Raw genomic sequence first — 20449 nt, 5'->3', positions numbered from 1 at the left:
GTCGATAGGCACAGTCCGCTCCGACACCGGAAAATCGGGTGCGCACGGGAGGCAAGGATCTTGGGAAGCGAAGTGAAGCTGACCGCGATGCAGGAGTTCGCGCGGCACTGGCGCATGGTGCTGGCGGCGGCCATCGGCTTCTCGTTCACCTCCGTGATGACCGCCGCGACCGGGCTTTTCATCGGCCCGATCAGCCGCGAATTCGGCTGGAGCATCACGCTGGCGTCCTCCGGCGTGTCGATCGTGGCGCTGCTGACGTTCCTGTTCTCGCCGCTGTTCGGGGTGTTCATCGACAAGTGGGGCGTCCGCCGGCTGGCGATCCCGGGGCTGGTGCTGATGGGGCTGGTCATGGCCGCGCTCAGCCTGCTCGACGGGTCGGTGTGGCAGTGGTTCGCAGTCTGGACGGCCTATTCGCTGGCGGCGCTGATGACCAAGTCGACGGTGTGGACGGCCTCCGCCAACAGCACCTTCACTTCTGGGCGCGGCGTCGCGCTGGGGCTGGTGCTGTCGGGCGCGGCGCTGGCGCAGGCGTTCACGCCGCTCGTCACCGAGTACCTCATCCGCGTGCACGGCTGGCGCATGGCCTTCGTATGGCTGGCAGTCGGCTGGGGATCGCTGGCGGTGGTGATGTGCCTGCTATGGCTGCGCGACGGGTACGAGATCAGCCGGGAGTCCAAGGGCACGAGTGCGGGGCCGCTGCTCGACGTGCCGGGGCTGACCGTGCGGCAGGCGCTGCGCGATCCGGCGGTGCTGCGCATCGCGGGCTCCACTTTCCTGGTGCTGATGGTGACAATCGGGTTGGTGGTGCACCAGTTCCGCATCCTGACCGGCTCCGGCTTCAGCGCGCAGACGGCGGCGCTGGCGGCGCTGCCTGCGGGGCTGGCGGGGATCGCGGGCAAGCTCGTCACCGGCGTCCTGCTTGATCGCTATCCGGCGCGCTGGGTGGGCGGGCTGACCATCGGCATCTCCGCCGTGACGTTCGTGGCGCTGCTGGTGCCGCAGGCGCCGGTCTGGGTGGTGGTGGGCGCGCTTATCGTCAACGGCTATGCCAGCGGGACCAAGCTGCAGCTCGTCGGCTTCCTGACCGCCGCCTATACCGGAATGCGGCAGTTCGGGACGATCTTCGGCCTGATGGCGAGCCTCATCGCGGCGGGATCGGGCCTTGGCCCGGTGCTGGGCGGGTGGATCTACGACACCTGGCACAGTTATACGCCGGGGCTCTGGGCAGGCGTGGTGCTGACGCTGGTGAGCGCGTGGCTGCTGCTGGGCCTGCCTGCCTATCCGAAGTGGGACGAGGCGCGCTCGACCAGTTCGCCCTCGAACGAAACCGGCGGCGCCTGAGCGTCCGAAAGGACGCGCCGCGCTGCCTCCTGCCCGATCCGCTCCCACGGCACATGCACCGAACTGAGCGCAGGCAGCGCGCGGCGGGCGAGGGGGGTATCGTCGAAGCCGACCACCGCCAGCGCATCGGGCACCGCGATCCCGGCGCGTGCGGCGGCGTGGAGCAAGCCGAGCGCCATCGCATCGTTGCACGCCAGGATCGCGGTGGGGCGCGGGCTGATTTCCAGCAGGAGCAGCCCGGCCTCGATCCCGGACTCGAACGTGTCGTCCCCCGGAACGATCAACGCGGGGCCGCGGTCGAGCCCGTACTCCGCCATGGCGTCGAGATAGCCCAGTTCCCGCTGCTGCGCGCTCGGCGATCCTTCTGCGCCGGAGACGAGGCCGATCCGCGCATGACCGGCGGCGACCAGCCGGGCCACGGCGACGGCGGCGGCGCGGCGCTCGTCGCAGGCGAGGTCTCCGGTCACGCCCAGCCGCAGGCAGCGCACCTGCGCCCGCGCGCAGAGGGCGGCGAGATCGTCGCTGCCCGACAGCGGCGGGACGAGCACCACGCAGGCGGGGCGATGCCGTTCGAGGAAACGGGTGAAAGCCCCCGCCGTCATGTCCGGGGCGAACCTGTGGCGGGCGATCAGGTGGCTGTCCTCGATCCCCGTCGCCAGCCCGCTCTCGACCAGATCGAGCACATCGCCGTTGCGCCCGTCGTGAAGCAGCAGGACGACCGGTGGCGGGGCTAAGGCTTCCACCGGGCGCGCCGCGCCCTTTCGCGGGAGCAGGTCGGGCACGTAGTTCGCCCGCTCGATGACGGAGGCGCGCGGGTTGCGGACGGGCAGGGGCACGACGGGCGCGTCGGATCGGTTCATGGCGCGATGTTCGCCGCTGGAGGGCGGCTCACCAACCCCAGTTGTCTCCGAACCCGAGGAAATCGGTGCGTGGCGGGGTTACGTTCTGTTACAACCGTGCGATTGCAGAGACGTGACAACGCGCCTAATGAGCGCCCCATACACCGGACCCATGCGTGCAGGAGCGCGTAACGGCCAAGTCGATTACGGAATGCCATGAAACCCGCCACCAGCCAGCGCCACTACGGAATGGATTGGCTGCGCATTGGCGCTTTCGTGCTCCTGATCTTCTACCATGTCGGCTTCTCGTTCACGCCCTGGGGCTTCCAGACGCCGACGCGCGGCGTGGTGCAGTGGGCGGAGATTCCGCTGCTGGGCCTCAGCGCATGGCGGCTGGCGCTGCTCTTCGCGATCTCCGGTTACGCCAGCGCGGCGCTGTTCGCGAAGGATGGGGATACCGTCAGTTTCCTGAAAAGCCGCCTGCTGCGCCTCGGCATTCCGCTGCTGTTCGGCCTCACCGTAATCGTGCCGCCGCAGCCCTACATGGGCCTGCTCAACAGCGGCTACACGCACGGTTACGGCTACTTCCTGTTCCACGACGCCTTCAGCTTCCGCCGCGTGATCCACGAGAACCTGCCCGCGATCATGCACTTGTGGTTCGTGATCTACCTGCTGGTCTACACCGTGGTGCTGTGCCTGGCGCTGATGGTGCTGCCCGCAAGCTGGCGCGCGGCGCTGGCGCGGGGCAGCGAGAAGGTGCTGGCCGGGCCGCTGCTGCTGCCGCTCGGCTGCCTGATGACGTATGCGGTGCGCTACCCGGGCGACGGCTGGACCGATACGCACAGCGTCCTCACCGACATGTGCGCGCACCTCCATTACGGAGGCATGTTCCTGTTCGGCTTCCTGCTGCGCCGTTCCGACGCGCTGCGGCAGGCCATCGCGTTGCAGTGGAAGCCCGCGCTGGCGGTCGGCCTTGCGGGCTATGCCTTCGTCGCGCTGGAGGCTTGGCACTTCCCCGGCAATGTGCGCACCCCGCGCGCGTGGATGGAGCCGCTGGACTTCGCCAAGTCGGTGCAGTGCTGGGGCACCGTGATCGCGCTGTTCGGCATCGCCGACCGCTTCTGGAACCGCGACGCGCGCTGGCGCACCACGCTGGTGGAGGCGGTGTTCCCGGTCTTCATCGCGCACCAGACGGTCATGGTGCTGGTCAGCTACTGGCTGCGCGACAAGGGCCTGACCGCGCTGCCCGAGTTCCTGACCCTGTGCATCACCGTGGCGGTGGGGTCTTGGGCGTTCTACCTGATCGGGCGAGAGGTCGGCCCGCTGCGGCCGCTGATCGGCTTGAAGCGGGCCAAGTCGGTGAAGCGGGTGGATGCCGGCGCCTTGCCTTCGCACGTAGCGTGATCGGTGCGCTGATACCTCAATTCGTCATTGCGAGCGTAGCGAAGCAATCCAGCGGCATGGGCCGTACTTGGATTGCTTCGCTACGCTCGCAATGACGAAGGTTTTTCAAAGCAGTTTCGCGAAAATCTCCCATCCCCGACCTCGCGGGAGGAGAGCCCGCGAGGTCGGAGCCGTCTAATCCTTCGCCAGCAGCAGCGCCGCCGCCAGCGGGCCGCCGCCCGATGTCGCCACCGCCACGCGGGGATCGCCCGGTATCTGCCGCGCGCCCGCCTTGCCGCGCAGCTGCGTCACTGCCTCGTGCGCGAAGCCGAAGCCGTGGAGGCGTCCGGCGCCAAGCTGGCCGCCCGCGGTGTTGAGCGGCAGTTCGCCATCGCGCGCAATGCGGGTGCCGCCTTCGATGAAGCGGCCGCCTTCACCCTTCCCGCAGAAGCCGAGGGCCTCAAGCCAGGTGATCGGCAGGAACGCGAAGCCGTCGTAGAACTGCGCGGTGTCGACGTCGGCGGCGGTGTAGTCGGTGCGCGCCCACAAGTCCGGTCCCGCGTCGTAGGCGGCGGGCCATTCGACCTGGTCCCACGAATAGCGGTCGACCGAGCCCGACATCGCGGCGATGCGGATCGGCTCGCACCTGATCTCGTCGAGCGCGTCACCGGCGGAGACGATCACCACCGTCGATGCGTCGGAGAAGCGGTCGCAGTCGTAGAGGCACAGCGGGGTCGAGATCATCCGCGCCGACATGTACTTGTCGAGCGTCAGTTCCTCCTTGGTGATCGCGCGGGCGTTCGGGTTGAGCATCGCGTTCTTCGATCCGTTGATCGCGATCTGGCCAAGCTGCTCGCGCGTCAGGCCGTACTTGTGGACGTGGCGCGCGGCGTATTGCGCGGTCCAGCAGGCGGCGGAAGTCGCCCAGAACGGGCTGGTCCACTGCGACGCGCCGGAAACGGTGTCGGGCCGGGCGGGCATGTAGGTCGCGGGGTCGGCCATGCCGCCTGCCTCGTAGACGGTGCGGTAGCACAGCACATGGCGGCAGATGCCTTCCTTCACCGCCCATGCCGCCATGCCGATGGCGGACAGCTGCGCGGGCTGCTCAAGACCGCCCATCTGCCATTTCGACTTGATGCCCAGTGCCTCGATCACCTCGTCGGTGCCGACGGGCGAGAACGCAAGATAGCCATGGCTCTTGCCGGGGAACGAGAACACGCCGTCGATCTGCTCGAAGGTCAGGCCCGCCTCGGCGATGGCCTCCTTCGCGGCGTCGAGCGTCAGCAGCAGCGGATGGCGCGGCAGTCGCACGCCGACTTCGGACTGGCCCACGCCGGTGATGTAGGCTTCACGCGCCATCAGTCGGCCTTCTCGAACAGGGGATAGAACACGCCGTCCTGCTCCTCGAACACGACGCGCACCGGATCGCCGAAGCCGACTGCCTCGACCGGGCAGTTGACGATGTTGGTGGTGAGGTAGACCCCCGGCACCCCGTCGAGCGCGACGCGGGCGATGACGTAGGGGACGGGCAGATCCTTGGCCCATGGCTGGTGGTTGACGGTGAATGTGTCGATCACCCCGGTCCCCGCGACGGGCTCGGCGGAGACGTTCTCCGACTGGCAATGGCGGCACAGGATGCGGGGCGGGTGGGTGTAGTTTCCGCAGTCGCCGCAGCGCACGATGCGCAGCTTGCCCTCTGCACCGCCCGTCCAGAACGCAGAGTTCTCCTGATCCAGCTTTGGGCGTGGCCTTGGTAGGCGCATGTGTCGCTCTCCCCGTTCTAGGTGTCGTTCAGTCCCGCTTGTGTGCAGCGCCGTCAATACCGCCCCCGGCAGGCATCGCGGCGACGTTCGCTCACCTGACGGCGGGCATGATCTCCTCGGCGATCCACTGGGTATAGTCGTAGTAGGCCGCGATGTCGGGGAGGGGCGGGATAGGGATCGAACTCCACGTAACTCCCTGATCTTGCAGCCATCCCAGGCGATCGACGATCTCCTGCCGGGTCTGGCCGGGACGGGCCGTGGGATCGTCGATCACGGCGTGACCCTCGCCGACGCGGGCGGTCGCCATGCCGTAATATACGTCCGAAAGCTGGCCGTTGTGGTCAGGTTGGGAGCGGATGAAGTCGATCCGCGCGGCGATGTCCTCGGGCTTCGTCAGGAACGGCCACCAGCCCTGCGCATGGCGCGAAACGCGCCGCAGGACGGCATCCGCATCGCCGCCGAACCACACCGGAATGTGCGGTTTCTGCACCGGCTTCGGCTCGAAGGCGACATCGCGGAACGAGACATATTTCCCTTCGAATTCAGGGTTTTCCTCGGTCCACAGGGCAATGATGGCGCGGATGTATTCGTCCGCCATCGCGCCGCGTTCATGGAACGGAACGCCCAGAATCGCGAACTCCTTCGCCAGCCAACCGACGGCAAAAGTGATCGTCACCCGCCCGCTGGACAGCCAGTCCATCGTCGAAAGCGCCTTGGCGGTGACGATCGGATGCTGGGCGGGCAGGATGGCGATGCACGAATTGACGCGCACCCGCTCGGTCGCCCCGGCGATATAGGCCATGGCGGTATAGGCGTTGAAGTAGAACGGTCCGGAAAGCTCGACGTGCTGCCGGGGGATGACGTGATGCTCGGGCACCGCGATCATCTCGAAACCCAGCTTTTCCGCCCATTTGGCGAGGCTGGTCTGGTCGGCCCCGGTGACCTGCGTTTCCCACGGCTGCATCGTCGCCTTGAGCCGCAGCATGTGCGGCATCGCGAAGCCCAGTTTCATGCGCGTCCTCCCCCGTCGCTGGTGTCGCCGGGACTTGTGCCCCTAGTCGATCACCTTGCGCGCGATCAGATCGTCCATTTCGTCTTCGCGCAACCCCAGCAACTCGCGGTAGACGTAGGCATTGTGCTCGCCGAGCAGCGGCGCGCCGCGCTCGATGAGGGGCGGATCGGGGTCGATGCGCCAAGACGGGCCGATGATCGGTCGGGTGCCGGTACGGTGGTCGCTGACCATGCGATAGGCTTCCCGCGCCCACAGGAAACCGTCGGTCGCGAGGTCGAGCGAACTCATCGACTTGAACGCAGGAACGCCCGCTTTCCTGAGCTTTTCGGCCAGTTCCGCCGCGTCATGAGGGCGGGTGAGGGCGCCCAGTTCCGCATCGAGCAAATGACGATTGGCAAGGCGCTCGGCAAGGCTGGCAAAGCGCGGATCGACGGTCAAAGCGGGCGTTTCCAGTACCTCGCACAGTGCCCGCCATTCACCCTCGTTCGCCACCGCGATACTTGTCCATGCCTCCTGTGCGCAGGGGTAGGCGCCGTGCGGGCACATCTCCGGATGGAAGTTGCCGTCCGCCTGCGGCACCTCACCGGTGACGCTCCATGCGAACAGGCTGTCGCCGACGAGGCTGGTCATCGCCTCGACGGCGGAAAGGTCGATGAACTGGCCTTCGCCGGTGCTCTCGCGATGGTGCAGCGCCGCCACGCAGGCAAGCGCGGCGCATGCCCCTGCGGTGGAATCGCCATAGCGGATGTTCATGCCCCTGGGCGTCTCGCCCTCGTGCCCGACAAGTGCGGTGAGGCCGGAAAGCGCGGCGAAGCAGGGTGCGTAGCCCGTCTGGTAGCCGAGCGGGCCGTCGGTGCCCCACATCTTGATCGAGCACTGGATGAGATCCGGCTTGATGGCCTTCAGGCTCTCGTAATCGAGCCCGGACCGCTCCATCGCGCCGGGGCGGATGTTGTCGATCAGGATGTCGGCAGTGGCGATCATGCGCTTGACCAGATCGAGTCCTTCGCCGGTCTTCATGTTGACCTGAACGGAAAGGATCTCCTGGTTGATCGACAGGAAATAGGGTGCCGCGTCGATGTCCACGCCGCCGTAGGCGCGCATCTCGTCGAGGTTCGATCGGCTCTCGATCTTGATGACTTCCGCGCCGAGGTGGGCGAGCAGCTTGCCCGCGTAAGGCCCGGCCCAGACCTTTGTCAGTTCGACGACGCGGATGCCTTTGAGCGGGCCGCCCCTGTCACGCATCGCCGACCTGCCGCTGGTCTGCGCCGAGCGCGGGGGCGTGGGTGCGCACGCTGACGGGTGTCGCGCTCATGCGGTAGCAGGCGCCGGGGTAGGCCACTTCTCCGAAGGCCGGGTGCTGCGCCTGCTGGAAGAAGCCGCGATGCGCGAACTGTTCGTGGCGGGGCAGGTCCGCCGCCGTGTTTACCGGCACCATCGCGACGCCGGCCTTCTGCGCGGCCTCGGTGACGGGCAGCTTTTGCTGCGTCGCGATCCATGCCGAGAACCCGGCGCGGAACTGTGCGACGTTGGTGGGCGTGCAGTCGAACTCCAGCCAGTCCTCGCGGAAAGCGGTGGCCCACTCCGGCTCACTCATCAGCGCGCAGAGAGCCTTCCAGTGATGGCGCGTGGTCATGAACAGGAAGACGTGGCCGTCGGAGCAGGCGAAGGACGCGCCGGGGCCGCCCATGTCGTAAGCGGAACGCGCGTCGCTCGGGTCGGCTTCTCCTGCCAGCATGCGGTCCAGCACGGCGTCGATGCGGTTGAGTTGCACCTCGACCTCCGACACATCGATGGACTGGCCCTCGCCGGTGCGCCGCAGCCGCAGGAGCGAGGCGAGGGTACAAAGCGCCGCGTCGATGCCCGCCTCGTAGTCCGACAGGAAACGGCCTGCGCCCTTGAGCGGAGGCTTGTCGGACGGCGTCTCGCTCGGGCTGTGATAGGCCCAGCCACCGGCGTTGATGACGTTGATCGGGCGGAGCCGCTGCAACTCCTTCGGCGCGCCCTGCCCGAACGGCGTGACCAGCGTGTGGACGATGGACGGATGCCGTTCTGCGACCGCTTCTGGGGACAGGTCCGTTCGATCAGTCCAGGCCTCGTCATGATCGTCGATCAGGGCATGGGCGCGCGCGAGAAGACGGTCGAGCAGGGCGCGTTCCTGCGCGTTGGCGAGGTCTAGAACGACCGACTGCTTGTTCGCGTTGAGATAGGCGAACAGCGTGCTTTCGCCCTTGTGAAATGGCCCCATGGCGCGCGTCGGCGCACCGCCGGGCCGCTCGACCTTGATGACCTGTGCGCCGAGATCGGCCAGCAGCTTGCCGGTATATTCGCCGCTGACCCGCTCGGCAGTCTCGATCACGATCAGCCCGGCAAGGGCGCGGGGTGTGTCGCCGGTCATAACGATTGCCCGTCGTCGATGGTGAACGTCGCGCCGGTCACTTGCGCCGAGGCATTGGAGAGCAGGTAGAGCAGCATCGGATCGAGCGCGTCCGTGTCGAGCAGGCGGCGACGGTTGAGTGTCTCGATGTCCGCTCTGCCGCGCTCGCTGGCGAACCACTCGGCGTTGATCTCGGTCGGTATCCAGCCGGGCTGCAGGGTGTTGACGTTGATGCCCTGACGTATCCACTCACGCGCGAACTGGCGCCCGAGGTGGGCCAATCCCGCCTTGCTGGCGGCGTACAGTGCATCGCCGGTGCCGTTCTGTTGTGCCGTGATGGAGCCGATCAGGACAATGCGCCCGTCGCCGCGCTCTGGGCTGCCGCTTGCAATCAGCCGCCGTGCGCCTTCGCGGGCGACGAGATAGGTGCCCAGCAGGTTGGTATCGAGAACGCCCGACAGTGCGGCAGCCGGGACGTCGGTGGACCGGCCTCCAGTGCCGATCCCGGCGTTCGCGACAACCCCATGGACCGTGCCGAACCGCGCCTCCGCAGCATCGAAGGCCGCGATCAGGGATGCTTCGTTGGTTACGTCGAGTGCCACTGCCATGGCCTGCGCCCCGATTTCCGACGCCAGCGCCTGCGTGCGTTCGAGCCTGCGCGCGCCAAGCACCACGCGCCCGCCCGCTGAGGCTATGGCTCGCGCAAAGCCAGCGCCGATGCCCGAAGAAGCTCCGGCGATCAGGGTCGTGCGTCCTTGCAGGGAGAAGCTCACCGGCCTTGCAGCGCTGTCCAGTCGGGCAGCTTGGGCGGCATGGCGACGTACTTGTCGACCGCGAGTTCGAAGTGCCGGATACGGATTTCCTGATAGTCGCCGAGCGTCAGGCTGGGCTTGGCGGAGGCTTCCAGCCCTTCCTGCTGCGCATGGAGGTTGTCGGTGTCCTGATCGAGGATCACGCCGAAACCGGGGTCCATCCCGTCCGCCTCGGCGAAGGACTGGCGATCTTCCAGCACCTGCACTTCGGCGGTCTCCACTTCGCTGCCGTCGCGCGGCTTGGGGCGCATGAACATGACTTCGTAGATCGTGCGGCGGTGGTCCTTCGCATCCGGGCGGAAGCGGTAGATCATCGGCAGCGAGATGCCGGGAAACAGGAACAGGTTGGGGAAGAACGTGTAGCTGTAGGTGTCGAGCAGCTCGGTGTCCGATATGCCCGAAAGATCGGCCTTGGTGGCAGTCTCAAACATCGAGCGGAACATGTCCGCCATGACCTGCCGCGCGCGTTCGCCGTCCTTCAGTTCGGGCTTGCTGCCGCCGAGCGAGGAACTGTCGCCCAGCGTGAAGTTGTCGATGATGTCCTTCTCGGAATACCTGTCGCGCAGCTTGGGGCTGACCACGCCCAAGGTCGAGATGAAGCGGTTCACATGGGCGCCGTAGACGTCATACTGCGAATTCACGTCGCCGTTGGCTGGCGCGACCTGCGGGTGGGTGTCGCCGACGTGGTAGGCCTCCATGAAGGCTTCCATCGTCAGCTTCCAGTTGGCCGGGTAGCTTTTCTGGACGTGGAGATAGATGTAGCGTTCCTCCAGCTTCCATGCCGCCATATGCGCCATGATTTCTGGCCCGAGATAGTCGGCGAGGGCGGGCGCCAACGGGTCCATGTTGATCCACACGAAGCCGCCAAGCAGTTCGACACGAGCCTGCGGGAGACAGTTCCTGCGACCTGCGGTGTGGGCGAAGTCCCACTTCTCCGGGATTTCCTTCAGTGACCCGTCAAGGTTCCAGGTCCAGCCGTGGAATGGGCACTTGAGGTTCATCGCGTAGCCTGCCGTGGCTGAGGGCTTGAGTTTGGTTCCGCGATGCAGGCAGGCGTTGAAGTGGGCGTGAATATCCCCCACGTCGTCGCGCGTCACGACGAAGGAGTAGGGGCCGATATCGTAGACGTAGTAGTCCCCCGCCTCCGGAATGTGGTCCTCCCGACAGGCCATCTGCCAGGTGCGGGTCCAGAGGCGTTCGAACTCCGCGGTGGCGAAGGCGGGATTGACGTAGCGGTCCTTGGAAATGTCCTCGCTGCCGAGATATTCGTAGCTCTCGCTGGCGGCCCATGCAGGCGCGGCGACGCGGTCGCGGGCGATGATCTCCTGCGTGGTCTCGGCCGGGCACCGGGCCTCGCCGGGTTGTAGCATGCCGGTTTCGACGTTCATTCCTTGCTCCCGCTCAATATCATTCCGCTGCCTGGAGAACGGGCGTATGGCCCGTTGCCGGTGCGGGAAGGGTGGATTTCTGGACCGCGCCGCCCTTCATCACGAAGACGACCTGCTCCGGCCCGGAGAGCACGGAGATGTCCGCAAGCGGATCGCCATCGACGAGGATGAGGTCTGCCAGCCTGCCCGGCTCCAGCGTGCCGAGATCGTCGTAGCCCATCGCCAGCCCGCCGTTGCGCGTGGCGCAGACGAGCGCATCGGCAGGCGAGTAGCCATAGTGATCGACGAAGAACCGGAGGTCGCGGCCCTGCGTGCCCTGTTTGCTCCATCCGAAGCCGTAGTCGCCGCCGATCAGGTGACGGATGCCGCGCTTGCGCAGTTCGGTGTGAGTGCGGATCGAGTTTTCGAGCAGTTCGGGAATGTTCATGTAGCCGCCGACTTCCGGCGTCAGTCCGTGCGCCGATGCCTCGCCCGCCATGATCTGGGCGAAGAGGCCGACGGTCGGCACCACGAAGATGCGCTCCCGCGCTTCCTCCATCATGTCGAGCAGTTCTTCGTCCGCGTATTCGGTGTGGAACAGGGCGTCGACGCCCGCGCGAATGCAGTGCTTGGAGCCTTCGATCGAGCGGGTATGGGCATTGATCTTCCGGCCGAAGGCATGTGCCGTCTCGGCTGCGACGCGGATTTCCTCGAAGGTCATCGGCGTCGTGTGGCCGGGGGTGTTCGGATAGAACGGGTCGCCCGACACATCGAGCTTCACGTTGTCCACGCCCTCGCGGCAATGCAGGCGCACGGCCCGGCGCATCTCGTCCACGCCGTCGACGATGGTGGAGGGGCCGATGCGCGGGTTATGCAGCCTGCTCTCGTCGCCCATGCCGCCGGTGACGGTGATCTCCAGCCCGCCGGCGCGGATGCGCGGGCCGGGCAGGCGTCCGGCGTTCACCTCGTCACGCACGGCGACGGCCAGCTTCAACTTGGCTTCGGAGGCTCCGTAGGCGCTGGTGAAGCCCGCCTCGATCAGCGCTTTCGCCCCGCGCGCGGCGGTGAAGACCTGAGTTTCCGGACAAGGGGTGATGAGGTCTTCGGTGGCGCATACGTTCTCGAACGAGAGGTGCGCGTGGCCCTCGGTCATGCCGGGCATGCAGAAGAGGCCGGTGGCGTCGATCACGGTGTCGTCGGCGCGGATCTGCGCGGCTGCGCCGACCGAGACGATCCGCTCGCCGTCGACGACGAGGTCGCCCTTGGAAGCTGCCGCGCCGGTGGCGGTAAACAGCATTGCGTTGCGGATCACGGTGCGGGCCACGGGTCTCTCTCCTTGCGGGGTCGAGACTAGGCGGGGCATTTCCGGCGGCAAATGACTGGCCGGGCAGGGCCGGTATCCTCTGGCGGCGCGGGCTTCCGGGCCAGTCAAAAGCCGGGGCCGCGCAGGCAGTTCCAACGCCCCCGCGCTCAGGGCATCAAGGAGTTGAGGTTTGTTTTATGGCGAATTACTATTCGCCAAATAGAACCATACTATCGAGAGGACAGCGCAACCCGATGGGCACCCTGACAGTCACCATGACCGATGTCGATGGCGAGACCCGCACTTTCGAGGGCATCGAGGAAGGCATCAGCCTCATGGAAGTCGGCCGCCAGAACGGCGTTGCCGGGATCATGGGGGACTGCGGCGGGGGCTGTGCCTGCGCGACGTGCCATGTCTATGTCGATGAAAACTGGCAGGAAAAGGTCGGCGCGCCGGACGACATCGAGTTTGCGATGCTCGACATGGTGGCGGACGTGATGAAGGACAATTCGCGCCTCGGCTGCCAGATCCGCATGTCCTTCGAACTCGACGGACTGCAGGTCACGGTCGCCCCGGCTTCCTCCTACTGAGTGCAGATCGGGACAAGCGCGCGTTCGAGGGCGGGCATGGCCGCGTCCCCGGCGGGCGTTCATAACCGGGCCGGAAGCAGGATGACAGGACGGACATGGCAACCCAGATTTCGCAGGACCGCATTTCCGAGCGGCAGGCGCTGAGCCCCGAGCAGGAGCAGCTGCTGGCCGAAGGCTCGCTCGCCGATACCGCGATCCAGGCGCGGCCGCGCGATTTCTACGCGGCGATGCGCCATGGCGACCCGATCCACTTCGATGCGCGGCTGGGTTCGTGGCTGGTGACCCGGCACGAGGATATCTCCGCCGTGCAGTCGGACCCGGTGACGTTCTCGGTGCAGCACGGCTATTCCGAGCAGCAGGCGCGGGGGATGCGGGGCGAATTCGAGGCCTATCTGCGCGAGCATGGCGGCGGTTACTTCCCCGACGCGATCATGTCCGACCCGCCGTATCACACGCGAATCCGCCGATTGATGGAACAGGCCTTCACCGCCCACCGCGTCAAGGAACTGGAGCCGCGCATTACCGAGGTGGTGCGCGGGGTGATCGCCGAGGCCATCGCCAAAGGGGACGGAAAGTGCGACGCGGTGAAGGACATCGCGATCCCGCTGACCATCCGGGTGATCGTCGAGCAGCTTGGCCTCGATCCCGGCATGGAGGCGCAGATTTCGCGCTGGTCGGTGGCGGTGACGGCGCAGATCGGGGCGATGCAGACGCGTGAGACGATGCTGGAGAATGCCGCGCAAATCGCTGAATTGCAACGCTATCTCATCGCCAAGATGCAGGCCTGCGAGGAAAATCCGAGCGAGGACATGATCTCCGACCTTGTCCATGCCGAAGTCACCAACGCCGACGGAACCCGCGAAAAGCTGACGTTTGCGGAGGCGGTCTCGCTCGTCCGGGCCACGCTGATCGCCGGGAACGACACGACGGCGACCGCGATCGGCAACCTGTTCTACGTCCTCACCACCAAACCCGAAATGGCGGAATTGCTGGAAAAAGTGGTCGATGACGAGCGCCAGCTCAACCGTTTCATCGAGGAGCACCTGCGCAACGAGCCGCCGGTGCGCGCGCTGTCGCGGATGACCACGCGCGAGGTCGTGGTGAACGGCACGACGATCCCGGCGAACGCGCACATGCTGCTCGTCTACGGGTCCGGCAACGATGACGAGAGCGTGTTTCCCGAGCCGCGCAAGTTCGACATAACCCGCGCAAATCTGGGGCGTCACGTCGCTTTCGGGGGTGGTCCGCACCGCTGCATCGGGCTCGCCCTGGCGCGCATGGAGGTGAAGGTGGCGGCGCGCGAGATCGCCCGGCAGATGGCGAACATCCGCCTCGCGATCCCGGAAAACGAGATCCGCTACACGCCCAGCGTGGCCACCCACACCATCGAATCGCTGCCGATCACGTTCGAAAAGCGCGTGCACTGAACTGAACCTAAGCCGCACAGAACGGTACAAGAGGGGGACTGAAGCGCAGTGGAACAGGAACTGGCGGGCAAAGTGGCGGTCGTGACCGGAGGCGCCGGAGGAATCGGCCGCGCGACGGTGGAACTGTTCGTCCGGCAAGGTGCGAAAGTGGTCATCGCCGACCTTGCCGACGAGGCGGGCGAAGCGCTTGCCGACCGGCTCGGCGACGCGGCGATCTATCGCCACACCGACGTCAGCGAGCCCGAGGCGATGCAGGCGCTGGTGGACACCGCCGTCGATCGCTTCGGCGGGCTCGACGTGATGTTCAACAACGCCGGGATTTCGACCCGGCCCTATCCGAGTTTCCTCGACGATCGGCTCGACGATTTCGACCGGGTGATGCGCGTCAACGTGCTGGGGCCGATGCTGGGGACGCGCAACGCGGCGCGGGTGATGAAGGCGCAGGGGCGCGGCGGGGTGATCCTCAACAATGCCTCGATCGCGGGGACGCTGGCGGGCCTCGGCATGATGACCTACCGCGCGTCCAAGGCGGCGCTGATCCAGTTTGCCAAGTCCTCCGCCATCGATCTTGCGCAGCACGGCATCCGGGTGAACTGCATCGTGCCGGGCCATGTGCGCACCGAACTGTCCTCGTTCGGGCAGGCCGGGGCCGACGCGGCGCTGGCGGCCCGGATCGAGAGCGGGGTGAACGCGGTCTACCTGTCGAACCAGCTCATCAAGCGGCGCGGCGAGCCGGATGACGTGGCCGAGGTCGCGCTGTTCCTGGCGAGCGACCGCGCGCGGCACATGACCGGCGCGGTGATCCCGGTCGAGGGCGGGGTGACGGTTGGCGATCCGGTCAACCACCTGCAGGACATCCTCGACGCCCGCGCGGCGGCGATGACGGTGGAGGATGCCGAAGTCTGAGATACGACTCCGCACCAGCGGGGCACATTGGGGAGAGGAACGATGAGGACCATCTTCGCGGCCGCGCTGGCCGCCGGGACCATGCTTTCACCCGTCGCTGCGGTTGCCCAGTCGGCATCGCCGCCTGCACCGCAAGCCGCAGCGCCCGAAATCCATGAGGGCGACATCGTCGTCACCGCGCGCCGCCGGGACGAGGCGCTGTCCACCGTGCCCGCCGCGATCACCGCGCTCGGCAGCGACGATCTCATCGAGCGGGGCGTGCGCACCGATTCCGATCTTCAGGCGGTCGCGCCGGGGCTGACGATCCGGCAGACGCAGGGCAACAACTCGCTCACTTACTCGATCCGTGGCCAGACGGCGGACACGTTCTCCGGCTCGCCCTCGGCGGTGATCGCCTATCTCAACGAAGTGCCGCTGACGATCAACGGCGCCTCCTCGTTCTACGATCTGGAAAACGTGCAGGTGCTGAAGGGCCCGCAGGGCACGCTGTTCGGCCGCAACGCCACCGGCGGCGCGGTGCTCTACAACTCGGCCAAGCCCACCGACCGGCTGGAAGGCCTGATCCGCGGGCGCATCGGCAACTACGACCTGCGCGAAGTGGAGGGCATGCTCAACCTGCCGCTGATCGAGGACAAGGTGCTGCTGCGCGGCGCCTTCGACGTGGTGCGCAAGGACGGCTACATCCGCAACCTGTTCAACGGCGACCGCCTGGGCGACGTGAAGCGCGACGGCGGCCGCGTGACGCTGACGCTCAAGCCGACCGAGACGATCAGCAACACGACGATGGTGCAGTACACCCGTTCGCGCGGCACCAACACCGGCGCGTCGTACACTTACAGCGTCTACGGCTGCGGAGACACCAACAACGGCTTCGCGCTGACGTGCGGGGCGGGGCTGCTGTTCGGGCCGGGGCTCGACAGCGTTGCCGGGCCGGGCGCATGGGACGCCTATCTTGCCGCGCATCCCGGGGCCTATGCGCCCGGCCTGATCGCCTATGTCGACGAGCAGCGCCGCATCGGCCCGTACCGCACGCGCCATCCGGGCGGGGCCAGCCATCGCGGGCGCGACTGGTTCGTCACCAACACCACCGAGATCGAGCTGGGCGACAATGCCACGCTGCGCAACATCGCGGGCTTCTCCAACTCGCGCACGCGCTCGGAACAGCCGCAGCTCGGCGCGCCCTTCGTCACCATCCTCACCGCCAACGCCGCCTCGGGCGAGTACGGCAACCAGCTGCGCGTGCGCTCCTTCTCCGAGGAACTGCAGCTGGTGGGCGAGGCGATGGACGGGCGGCTGGACTACATCTTCGGCGCGTACTTCCAGCGCCAGCGCAGCGACACCATCTGGCCGCAGACCTATTTCGACGTGTCGCCGGTGCTGGCACCGGCCTACGTCACCAACGCCTTTCGCCTGCGCAACCGTACCGATGCGCTCTATGGCCAGCTATCCTACGAGATCGTCCCCGACCTCAAGCTGACCGGCGGCCTGCGCTATACGTGGGAGCGCGTGAAGATCGCGCAGCTGCCGCAGGCGACGTACACGTTCGGCGCGCCCGACCAGAAGAAGACCTTCTCCGACCCGTCGTGGGAAGTGGGGCTGGAATACAAGGTGAGCGCGGACTGGTTCGCCTATCTCAAGACGCGCGGCAGCTTCCGTTCGGGCGGCTTCAACGGCGCCGCGCCGCCGGTGAACGCCACCGCGACCGATGGCGGCAACCTGTTCGATTCCGAGCATACGCAGGACATCGAGGCGGGTCTGAAGTTCGCCGGCACCGTCTTCGGACGGCCCGCCAACTTCGCCAGCGCCGTCTTCGTGCAGTGGATCCAGGACGTGCAGCGCGTGGAGTTCCCCGATCCCGATGGTCCCGGCGGCCTCGCCTCGATCGCGGTGACGGCCAACGTCCCGTCCAGCCGCATCTGGGGCTTCGAGGCGCAGGGTTCGGTCCGGCCCGCCGCGTGGCTGGAGATCGGCGGATCGGGGGCCTACACCAAGGCCACCTTCACCAACGGGAATATCTCCCTTTTCGGCAATCCCTATTCCTACGGGCCGGTGGGCGACACGCCGAAGTTCTCCGGCACCGCCTATGCGCAGGTCTCGGTCCCGGTGGGCGAGGCCATGGGTGACGTCTCCCTGCGCGGCGAGGTCTACGGACAGACGGCGCAGTACTTCTCCAACGCCGCCGCCTCGATTGCGCCGGGCACGCGCCTGCCGGGCTATGCGCTGCTCCACGCGCGGCTGGACTGGAAGGACATCGCGGGCTCCGACTTCTCGGCGGCGCTGTTCGCCAAGAACCTGACGGACAAGGCCTACTTCGTTGGCGGCATGACGCTGGCGGCCGCCCTCGGCCACAACGCCGCCGCCGTGGGCGAGCCGCGGACCTACGGGCTGGAACTGAGCTATCGGTTCTAGGGGCGGGGGTGGCCCTTCGCGGCATCCCTCCTTTCGTCATTGCGAGCGCAGCGAAGCAATCCAGCGTCGTGGGCCGACCGTGGATTGCTTCGCTGCGCTCGCAATGACGAATGTGGGTGTTTCCGCTCAGGCTGAGCCTGTCGAAGCCCCCGGCGGGCGGGCGCTACCCCTCCAGAAGAAACGCTTCGATCTCCCGCGCGATCACGCCCGGAATTTCGAGGTTCAGCATGTGCCCCGCCTCGGCATGGTCGATGCGCTTCACGGCCTGCCCCATCGCTGCGATGGCATCGGCGATCATCCGGAAATCGAGCGTGTCGCGCCCGCCTGTCAGCAGCAGCGTGGGCACGGTCAGTTCGCCCAGCCGCTCACTGTCGGGGAGGGCGGGGCGGTGGGTGTCCTGCACCCACTGGCGGCCGTGGAACGCCTCGATCGAGGCGCGCATGGCCTCGGCGGCGGGGCCTTCGCGCACCGCGTCGAAGAGGGGGTGTCGCCACCACAAGTCGCGGGCGAGCGCCATGTCTCCGGCGCGGGCGGCGCGGCCGATGGTCTTCCAGCGCTCGATCCAGTCGGCGCTCCACGACCAGCCGACCATGAGCGGGCTGACCAGCACCAGCCGCCGCACGCGCTCCGGGTGGTCGAGCGCGAAGTTCAGCACCGTCGCCCCGCCCAGCGACATGCCGCACAGGTCCGCCTGCGCGATGTCCAGCGCGTCCAGCAGTGCCAGCAGGTCGTCGGCGTGGGAGTAGGGCGCGTCGTGCGCCGTGGATGCGCCGAAGCCGCGCTGGTCGTAGCCGATCAGCGCGCGTCCGGGCGAGAGCGCCGCGACGAGCGGATCCCAGTCGCGCCGGGAGCCGCCGAAGCCGTGGACCAGCACCAGCGGCGTGCCGGTGCCGTTGCGGCGTTCGGCGGCGAGGGTGGCGCCGGGGATGGGGATGGTGAGGGGTGTCATGGCGGTAGGCTAGGGCACCTGATGCGAGGATGAAATACCAAGCCCGTCATCCCGGCGAAGGCCGGGACCGTGGGCAGTGAACGGCCCACCTCGCGTTCAAACGCCCTTGCGCAAGCTCGCGCCTAAAGACGGCCCACGGTCCCGGCCTTCGCCGGGATGACGAGGCAGCCCTCAAGCCGAACCCATATACCGCCCGCCGTTGGTGCTGATGGTCTGCCCGGTCATGTAGCTGGCTTCCTCCGAGGCGAGGAACGCCGCCGCCGCCGCGATGTCCGCGACCTGGCCGAGACGGCCCACCGGCAGCGATGCGCCATAGGCGTCGGCGTCGATCGGGGCGCCGCGCAGCATCGGGGTGTCGATCGATCCGGGCGGAATCATGTTGGCGGTAATGCCGGTCTTGCCCAGTTCCATCGCCAGCGCCTTGGTCAGCCCCAGCAGCCCGCCCTTGGAGGCGACGTAGTGGCTCTGCGCGAAGGAGCCGGACTGCGTGGAGGACGAGGTGATGTTGATAATGCGGCCCCAGTTGGCGGCCAGCATGTCGGGCACGATTTCCTTGGTGACCAGCCACGGGCCCTTGAGGTTGACGCGGATGACCTTGTCGAACTCCTCGTCGTCCACCTCCATGAAGGGCGTGAACGGCGCGATCCCGGCGTTGTTGACGAGGATTGTGATGGCGCCGAACGCGCTGCGCGTCGTGTCGGCGGCGGCCTTGATCGCGGCCTTGTCGGAGCAGTCGACGGTCACGGCCATGGCCTTGCCGCCTGCCGCCTCGATCTGCCTGACGGTCTCCGCCGCGCCCTCGGGGTTGAGATCCCACACGGCGATGGCGGCCTTGTCCTCGGCCAGCCGCAGCGCGATGCCCCGGCCGATGCCCGAACCCGCGCCGGTGACGACGGCGACCTTGCCGTCAAGCGAACGTGTCATGATGAATGCTCTCCCGCACTGAATGCTGAACGTGTGAACAGCATCGGTGCGGGGAGGTCAAACCGTGGGTGCGATGCCGACGGTTGGCGTGATGATGCAGGGGGCTTCGACGTGTCGGGCCCCCACATTCGTCATTGCGAGCGCAGCGAAGCAATCCACGCGGTTGGGGCCGACATGGATTGCTTCGCTGCGCTCGCAATGACGACGAAAGACGTTCCTTACATCTTCTCCGCGAAGCTGCCGTAGCGGCCGCGGTGGAACAGCATCGGCTCGTCCTCGCGCACGGTTTCCATGCGCAGCACCTCGCCGAGCACGAACCAGTGGTCGCCCGCTTCGGTGACGGAGTAGAGCTTGCACTCGATCGCGGCGATGGAGTCGGCGATCACCGGCAGGTTGTGCTCGGAGATGGCGTATTCCACGCCGACGAACTTCGCCTCGCCCTTGGCGGTCACGGCCTTGCAGACCGGTCCCTGGTCGCTCGCCATGACGTTGACGCAGAAGTGACCAGCCTTCTCGATCAGCGGCCACGAGGTCGAGGACTTGTCCGGGAAGAAGCCGACCAGCGGCGGGTCGAGCGACACCGAGGTGAAGCTGCCGACGACCATGCCTGCGGGCTTGTCGTCGTCGAGCGCGGTGATGACGCACACGCCGGTGGGATAGCTGCCGAGAACCTTGCGGAACTCTGCCGGATCGATGGTCGTCTCACTCACGCGCCTGTCACCTTTTTCTGTTGCCCCGGCGGCGACCCCCGCGCGCCTGATGGTTCCCGATATCGAATAAGCGTTGGCATATCCGAACGCCAGCGCCATCGCGATATCGTCGCCCCCTAGTGCCCGTAAGGCCTGTGCCGGGCAAGGGGGCACCGGTATTCAGCACAAATCCCTCCGGTCCGCGACCATTGCGCCGGATGCCTGATGACATGAGGTTTTTGCAAGCTCAGGATTTAATCGCTCGCTTAATTAAACTTGCGCCTGCCTCGCCAAAGGTGCAGGTGAGCATGGTGTGGCGGATCGCCTAACTCGGGAAACGAGGGACGATCCGGATGCC

General features: G+C 67.0%; 18 protein-coding genes. 6 read left to right on the top strand and 12 right to left on the bottom strand.

Annotation, left to right across the window (positions count from 1 at the left end):
* Positions 1–60: 60 nt before the first annotated feature.
* A complete protein-coding gene (locus LO787_RS01760; protein WP_232494175.1) occupies positions 61–1341 on the top strand; it encodes an MFS transporter in 1281 nt (426 codons plus the stop codon).
* On the opposite strand, the gene LO787_RS01755 is transcribed toward LO787_RS01760, so the two are convergent.
* Positions 1278–2201, bottom strand: coding sequence for a substrate-binding domain-containing protein (locus LO787_RS01755; protein ID WP_232494174.1), 924 nt, complete (start codon positions 2199–2201; stop codon positions 1278–1280). The two genes, LO787_RS01760 and LO787_RS01755, sit on opposite strands and share 64 nt — an antisense overlap.
* Before the next feature lie 195 nt (positions 2202–2396).
* Between LO787_RS01755 and LO787_RS01750 the strand changes: the two genes are divergently transcribed.
* Positions 2397–3584, top strand: a complete 1188-nt coding sequence (locus tag LO787_RS01750) for an acyltransferase family protein (RefSeq protein WP_232494173.1) — start codon at positions 2397–2399, stop codon at positions 3582–3584.
* A 174-nt stretch (positions 3585–3758) separates the two neighbouring features.
* Here LO787_RS01750 and LO787_RS01745 read toward each other — a convergent pair whose 3' ends face one another.
* The 8 genes from LO787_RS01745 to LO787_RS01710 all read right to left on the bottom strand — a co-directional run bounded on the left by LO787_RS01745 (position 3759) and on the right by LO787_RS01710 (position 12218).
* Complete coding sequence (locus tag LO787_RS01745) at positions 3759–4922, bottom strand: thiolase family protein (RefSeq protein ID WP_232494172.1); 1164 nt, start codon at positions 4920–4922, stop codon at positions 3759–3761.
* Complete coding sequence (locus tag LO787_RS01740; protein WP_232494171.1) at positions 4922–5326, bottom strand: Zn-ribbon domain-containing OB-fold protein; 405 nt, start codon at positions 5324–5326, stop codon at positions 4922–4924. The genes LO787_RS01745 and LO787_RS01740 overlap by 1 nt, the downstream gene beginning before the upstream one ends.
* 91 nt (positions 5327–5417) lie before the next feature.
* The gene (locus LO787_RS01735) at positions 5418–6338 is read right to left on the bottom strand and encodes a TIGR03619 family F420-dependent LLM class oxidoreductase (RefSeq protein ID WP_232494170.1); all 921 of its coding nucleotides are present in this window, start codon (positions 6336–6338) and stop codon (positions 5418–5420) included.
* A gap of 42 nt (positions 6339–6380) precedes the next feature.
* A complete protein-coding gene (locus LO787_RS01730) occupies positions 6381–7583 on the bottom strand; it encodes a CaiB/BaiF CoA transferase family protein (protein ID WP_232494169.1) in 1203 nt (400 codons plus the stop codon).
* Positions 7576–8736 (bottom strand): CaiB/BaiF CoA transferase family protein, encoded by a 1161-nt coding sequence (locus tag LO787_RS01725; RefSeq protein WP_232494168.1) that lies wholly within the window; start codon positions 8734–8736, stop codon positions 7576–7578. Before LO787_RS01725 ends, LO787_RS01730 begins: the two co-directional genes overlap by 8 nt.
* A complete protein-coding gene (locus LO787_RS01720) occupies positions 8733–9488 on the bottom strand; it encodes an SDR family NAD(P)-dependent oxidoreductase (protein ID WP_232494167.1) in 756 nt (251 codons plus the stop codon). Before LO787_RS01720 ends, LO787_RS01725 begins: the two co-directional genes overlap by 4 nt.
* On the bottom strand, positions 9485–10915 hold the full coding sequence (locus LO787_RS01715) for an aromatic ring-hydroxylating oxygenase subunit alpha (protein ID WP_232494166.1): 1431 nt from the start codon (positions 10913–10915) through the stop codon (positions 9485–9487). The genes LO787_RS01720 and LO787_RS01715 overlap by 4 nt, the downstream gene beginning before the upstream one ends.
* A 19-nt stretch (positions 10916–10934) precedes the next feature.
* Positions 10935–12218: an amidohydrolase family protein gene (locus LO787_RS01710; protein WP_232494165.1), complete on the bottom strand. Its 1284-nt coding sequence runs from the start codon at positions 12216–12218 to the stop codon at positions 10935–10937.
* A 233-nt stretch (positions 12219–12451) separates the two neighbouring features.
* On the opposite strand from LO787_RS01710, the gene LO787_RS01705 reads away from it, so the two are divergent.
* From LO787_RS01705 to LO787_RS01690, 4 genes are all read left to right on the top strand, one after another.
* On the top strand, positions 12452–12787 hold the full coding sequence (locus tag LO787_RS01705; protein WP_338045405.1) for a 2Fe-2S iron-sulfur cluster-binding protein: 336 nt from the start codon (positions 12452–12454) through the stop codon (positions 12785–12787).
* A gap of 95 nt (positions 12788–12882) precedes the next feature.
* Positions 12883–14214, top strand: coding sequence for a cytochrome P450 (locus LO787_RS01700; protein ID WP_232494164.1), 1332 nt, complete (start codon positions 12883–12885; stop codon positions 14212–14214).
* Positions 14215–14262: 48 nt separating this feature from the next.
* A complete protein-coding gene (locus LO787_RS01695) occupies positions 14263–15120 on the top strand; it encodes an SDR family NAD(P)-dependent oxidoreductase (RefSeq protein ID WP_232494163.1) in 858 nt (285 codons plus the stop codon).
* 42 nt (positions 15121–15162) lie between these two features.
* Complete coding sequence (locus LO787_RS01690; RefSeq protein ID WP_232494162.1) at positions 15163–17529, top strand: TonB-dependent receptor; 2367 nt, start codon at positions 15163–15165, stop codon at positions 17527–17529.
* A 163-nt stretch (positions 17530–17692) separates the two neighbouring features.
* Here LO787_RS01690 and LO787_RS01685 read toward each other — a convergent pair whose 3' ends face one another.
* The 3 genes from LO787_RS01685 to LO787_RS01675 form a co-directional block, all read right to left on the bottom strand.
* Entirely contained in the window at positions 17693–18478 is a 786-nt protein-coding gene (locus tag LO787_RS01685; protein WP_232494161.1) for an alpha/beta fold hydrolase, read from the bottom strand.
* A gap of 171 nt (positions 18479–18649) precedes the next feature.
* Positions 18650–19402 carry an SDR family NAD(P)-dependent oxidoreductase gene (locus LO787_RS01680; protein WP_232494160.1) on the bottom strand — a complete coding sequence of 251 codons (753 nt, stop codon included), beginning with the start codon at positions 19400–19402 and terminating at the stop codon, positions 18650–18652.
* Positions 19403–19620: 218 nt separating this feature from the next.
* Positions 19621–20112: a flavin reductase family protein gene (locus LO787_RS01675; RefSeq protein ID WP_232494159.1), complete on the bottom strand. Its 492-nt coding sequence runs from the start codon at positions 20110–20112 to the stop codon at positions 19621–19623.
* Positions 20113–20449: the final 337 nt, after the last annotated feature.

Source organism: Novosphingobium kaempferiae, assembly GCF_021227995.1.
Classification (GTDB): domain Bacteria; phylum Pseudomonadota; class Alphaproteobacteria; order Sphingomonadales; family Sphingomonadaceae; genus Novosphingobium; species Novosphingobium kaempferiae.
Note: the sequence above shows the minus strand (reverse complement) of the source record. Positions and strands in the feature narration are given on the sequence as shown.

Coding starts and splice junctions, on each gene's coding strand:
- LO787_RS01755 (WP_232494174.1), bottom strand. CDS start 2,201: ATGAACCGATCCGACGCGCCCGTCGTGCCCCTGCCCGTCCGCAACCCG.
- LO787_RS01750 (WP_232494173.1), top strand. CDS start 2,397: ATGAAACCCGCCACCAGCCAGCGCCACTACGGAATGGATTGGCTGCGC.
- LO787_RS01745 (WP_232494172.1), bottom strand. CDS start 4,922: ATGGCGCGTGAAGCCTACATCACCGGCGTGGGCCAGTCCGAAGTCGGC.
- LO787_RS01740 (WP_232494171.1), bottom strand. CDS start 5,326: ATGCGCCTACCAAGGCCACGCCCAAAGCTGGATCAGGAGAACTCTGCG.
- LO787_RS01735 (WP_232494170.1), bottom strand. CDS start 6,338: ATGAAACTGGGCTTCGCGATGCCGCACATGCTGCGGCTCAAGGCGACG.
- LO787_RS01730 (WP_232494169.1), bottom strand. CDS start 7,583: ATGCGTGACAGGGGCGGCCCGCTCAAAGGCATCCGCGTCGTCGAACTG.
- LO787_RS01725 (WP_232494168.1), bottom strand. CDS start 8,736: ATGACCGGCGACACACCCCGCGCCCTTGCCGGGCTGATCGTGATCGAG.
- LO787_RS01715 (WP_232494166.1), bottom strand. CDS start 10,915: ATGAACGTCGAAACCGGCATGCTACAACCCGGCGAGGCCCGGTGCCCG.
- LO787_RS01705 (WP_338045405.1), top strand. CDS start 12,452: ATGGGCACCCTGACAGTCACCATGACCGATGTCGATGGCGAGACCCGC.
- LO787_RS01700 (WP_232494164.1), top strand. CDS start 12,883: ATGGCAACCCAGATTTCGCAGGACCGCATTTCCGAGCGGCAGGCGCTG.
- LO787_RS01690 (WP_232494162.1), top strand. CDS start 15,163: ATGAGGACCATCTTCGCGGCCGCGCTGGCCGCCGGGACCATGCTTTCA.
- LO787_RS01685 (WP_232494161.1), bottom strand. CDS start 18,478: ATGACACCCCTCACCATCCCCATCCCCGGCGCCACCCTCGCCGCCGAA.
- LO787_RS01680 (WP_232494160.1), bottom strand. CDS start 19,402: ATGACACGTTCGCTTGACGGCAAGGTCGCCGTCGTCACCGGCGCGGGT.